The organism is Agrobacterium sp. MS2, from assembly GCF_003261015.1.
Classification (GTDB): Bacteria; Pseudomonadota; Alphaproteobacteria; order Rhizobiales; family Rhizobiaceae; genus Agrobacterium; species Agrobacterium pusense.
Genome location: NZ_QLNF01000045.1, coordinates 10286 through 13540, shown reverse-complemented (window position 1 = coordinate 13540; position 3255 = coordinate 10286). Strand labels below are relative to the sequence as shown.

The window sequence follows — 3255 nt, the reverse complement described above, 5'->3', positions numbered from 1 at the left end:
GTGATGGAACACCCTATCGGCTTTAGCTTGCTCCGTCGTCACGGCTGCTTTGCGCCAATTGGACGCTCGACCCGTCACATAAATGCGGCCGGTTTAGATCGGTATTTCCGTCGTTAGTTTGATCTTTTGCATCGGGATTTCGGTCTTGATGTTGCGAACGTTCCTGATGCGACCCAGATGCTCGGTCTGGAACTTGCGATACCCCTCAAGGTCAGGGGCGATGACCCGAAGGATGAAGTCGCAGTCTCCCGCCATCAACTGGCATTCAACAATCTGCGGGAGCTTCTGCACGGCCTCGACAAAGCCATCCACAGTTTCTTCATCCTGCCCGGACAACCACACTCGCGCAAAAACAGAAAAGCCCATGCCGACTTTGGCAGGATCGACCAACGCCACATAGCGATCGATAACGCCGCTTTCCTCCAGCGACTTCACCCTTCTCAGACATGGAGAAGGGGAGAGCCCGACGCGGTCGGCAAGCTCTGTGTTCAATAGCCTCCCGTCGCTCTGGAGGATACGGAGGATTGCTCGGTCAATCCTATCTAGGCTCTGTGCCATTCCATGCTGTCCTTTCTCCAGTTGTAGGCATCCCATGCCAACATTTCCACTTTTGAGAACCAGAAAGCAATCCGGTGCCGACCATATCGGGCTACAAGACGCCAATAAAAATTTGGACGCCAAGCATGAACGACATTGAACCAACAGAACTGCAAGCCGACATGGCACCTGACCATTTCGTTCGTGGATTGAAGGACGCGGTGCCTATCATGCTTGGGTTCGTGCCCTTTGCGCTCGTCCTAGGAGCGCAGGCGGTGCAAAAGGGCTTCTCGTCAGCGGAGGTTGCACTCATGACGGGACTGAACTTCGGAGGTGGATCGGAGTTTGCGGCGCTGGCGCTGGGGACATCGCCGCCGCAGATTGCGTTGATCGTTGCCGTCGCCTTGCTCGTCAACAGTCGCCACCTGCTGATGGGGGCGGCCTTCGCGCCGTTGATGCGCGGACTATCCCGTCGCAAGGCTTTCCTAGTGCTGTTTTTCATGTGCGACGAGAGCTGGGCTATGGGTCTGGACGACGCACGCCGCAATCGGACGGCCCTCAACACCAGATATTTCTTCGGCGTCGCCATCGGCCTCTATTCGAGCTGGATTGTCTTCACGACGGTCGGGGCTGTCGTCGGACCTGTGCTCGGAGACGTCACCCGATACGGGTTCGACATGGCCTTTCCGGCCGTGTTCCTTTTCATGTTGGCGGGCATGTGGAGAGGCGTTGCGGCGTCCCGCCCATGGCTAGTCAGCCTGGTTGTCGCAGGCGCAACCCACCTGTTCATGCCTGGGGCTTGGTACGTGCCAGCGGGAGCCTTGTCGGGTGTGCTCTCTGCCTATCTTCTCGCGAGGCCAGAATGATCGATCCGCTTTACCTGCTGACCATCGTACTGATGGCTGCTGTCACTTACATGACCCGCATCGGCGGCTATCTTCTGTTGAAGCACAGAGACATCAGCGGACGCATCAAGATCGTCATGGAATGCGCTCCGGGTTGCGTTCTCATCACCGTCATAGCGCCCGTGTTCGTGTCGGGTCGCTTGTCCGACCTCATAACGCTTGGCATAACAGCCATTGTCGCAACGAGGCTGCCGGTGCTGCCGACGGTCTTGATCGCGATTGGGTCTGCTGCACTATTGCGTCTTCTGGCAGTATAACGCTAGGCATCGTCTCGTCCGCTTTGGGCCAAATGCACAAGCCTCTGTATACTGACAACGCCAAGGATGGCGTTGTGGTGAGGTGGGCGGCTGGAGGGAATGTAATGTCTAACACCGATCCGAGACCTGCGGAACATACTGCGTGGAACAAGGGTAAGCTGTTGGGCCAAAAGCGACCGCTTCTGCCCCGACAGGTCTGGTCCATTCGGATCAGGTTGGAAATGAGCGGGGCTATCCGCGACCTCGCACTCTTCAATCTTGCTATAGATAGCAAGCTCAGAGCCAGCGATCTGGTGCGACTGAAAGTGGAAGACGTGTCCTCCGGTGGTTTTGCGAGGGAGCGAGGCGTCATAATTCAGCAGAAAACAAAGCGACCTGTTCAGTTCGAGATCACTGAAGTCACCCGGCAGTCTTTAGAAAAATACCTACTTGGGCGACCACCGACTGATTCCAGTTTTATATTCCTTGGGCGTTCATCAATTCGACCCCACCTTTCGACACGGCAGTACGCCCGGATGGTCCATAAATGGATCAGTTCTGCAGGACTCGATGATCGAGCCTATGGGACACATTCTCTCAGGCGCACCAAGGTAGCTCAGATATATCGAAAAACCGGCAATTTGCGAGCTGTGCAATTGCTTCTTGGGCATTCAAAAATTGAAACGACCGTTCGATACCTCGGGGTCGAAGTGGATGATGCACTGCGTCTTGCCGAGACGATTGAATTATGAAGTCTCTGGCGCAAGAGTCTTAAGTCGCTCTTGCGCCAAAAGCGGCCTTTGAAATCATACTTACTCGCAGTTGTTTCTGAGCCGCTAAGGGTAGCTCGATGAGCTGGAATGAGATTTCCAGAACAGCAATCACTTCACGTCAACGACTTGGCCCGCTTTGCTCGCTCAGCACGTCCTTGCGAGGCGGTGCACCGAACAAGGCAGCGTATTCGCGGCTGAACTGCGAAGCACTTTCATAGCCAACCGCAAAGGCGACGCTTGAGACTGTCCGCGCATCAAGAAGGAGTCTGCGCGCCTCGTGAAGCCGGACCATCTTGTGGTAGGCGCCGGGGCTGAGATTGGTCACCGATTTGAAGCGCCGGTGAAATGTCGTTACTCCCATACCCGCAATATCTGCCAGCCTATCGATGCTTATCTTTTCCCGGAAGTTAGCCTTGATCCAGTCGATGGCACGCTGAACCTGCACAGTCTGGCCGCCTATACGCAGCGCATCTCGCAGAAGATGGCCCTGCGGGCCTTGGCCTATGCGATATAGCAGTTCCCGGGTGTACAGAGGGGCAAGATGAGCTGCATCTGCCGGCGTGTCCATCAAAGCGGTCAGACGCGTCAGGACATCGACAGTCGCCCCTGACAGGGAGCCCACGGCGAAGGCGGGGTCTGCTTCCACCGGTAACGCGGGGAGCATCTCGAGGGCGCCTTCGCGGGCGAGGTCTGGTGACAGCCTGATCTCGATCCCAAGAAAGGGCTTTTCATTCGACGCCTGCAAAACCCGTGCGTTCACCGGGACGTCCACCGACAGGATGAGAAAGTGCGCTGCGCCATAAG

At 56.4% G+C, this 3255-nt stretch carries 5 protein-coding genes; 3 read left to right on the top strand and 2 right to left on the bottom strand.

Annotation, left to right across the window (positions count from 1 at the left end):
• Positions 1 to 93: 93 nt before the first annotated feature.
• Positions 94 to 558 (bottom strand): Lrp/AsnC family transcriptional regulator, encoded by a 465-nt coding sequence (locus tag DOU54_RS15215; protein WP_113731527.1) that lies wholly within the window; start codon positions 556 to 558, stop codon positions 94 to 96.
• Between the two features lie 125 nt (positions 559 to 683).
• Here DOU54_RS15215 and DOU54_RS15210 point away from each other — a divergent pair, with 125 nt between their 5' ends.
• The 3 genes from DOU54_RS15210 (at position 684) to DOU54_RS15200 (ending at position 2430) form a co-directional block, all read left to right on the top strand.
• Positions 684 to 1403 carry an AzlC family ABC transporter permease gene (locus DOU54_RS15210; protein WP_113731529.1) on the top strand — a complete coding sequence of 240 codons (720 nt, stop codon included), beginning with the start codon at positions 684 to 686 and terminating at the stop codon, positions 1401 to 1403.
• The gene (locus DOU54_RS15205) at positions 1400 to 1699 is read left to right on the top strand and encodes an AzlD family protein (protein ID WP_113731526.1); all 300 of its coding nucleotides are present in this window, start codon (positions 1400 to 1402) and stop codon (positions 1697 to 1699) included. Before DOU54_RS15210 ends, DOU54_RS15205 begins: the two co-directional genes overlap by 4 nt.
• 104 nt (positions 1700 to 1803) lie before the next feature.
• Positions 1804 to 2430 (top strand): tyrosine-type recombinase/integrase, encoded by a 627-nt coding sequence (locus DOU54_RS15200; RefSeq protein WP_113731525.1) that lies wholly within the window; start codon positions 1804 to 1806, stop codon positions 2428 to 2430.
• A gap of 139 nt (positions 2431 to 2569) precedes the next feature.
• Here DOU54_RS15200 and DOU54_RS15195 read toward each other — a convergent pair.
• The coding region (locus DOU54_RS15195; protein WP_193603361.1) for an AraC family transcriptional regulator at positions 2570 to 3255 on the bottom strand (686 nt) is incomplete at its 5' end.

Excerpts from the sequence above, each read along its gene's own strand:
- DOU54_RS15205 (WP_113731526.1), top strand. The coding sequence starts at position 1,400 with ATGATCGATCCGCTTTACCTGCTGACCATCGTACTGATGGCTGCTGTC.
- DOU54_RS15200 (WP_113731525.1), top strand. The coding sequence starts at position 1,804 with ATGTCTAACACCGATCCGAGACCTGCGGAACATACTGCGTGGAACAAG.
- DOU54_RS15215 (WP_113731527.1), bottom strand. The coding sequence starts at position 558 with ATGGCACAGAGCCTAGATAGGATTGACCGAGCAATCCTCCGTATCCTC.
- DOU54_RS15210 (WP_113731529.1), top strand. The coding sequence starts at position 684 with ATGAACGACATTGAACCAACAGAACTGCAAGCCGACATGGCACCTGAC.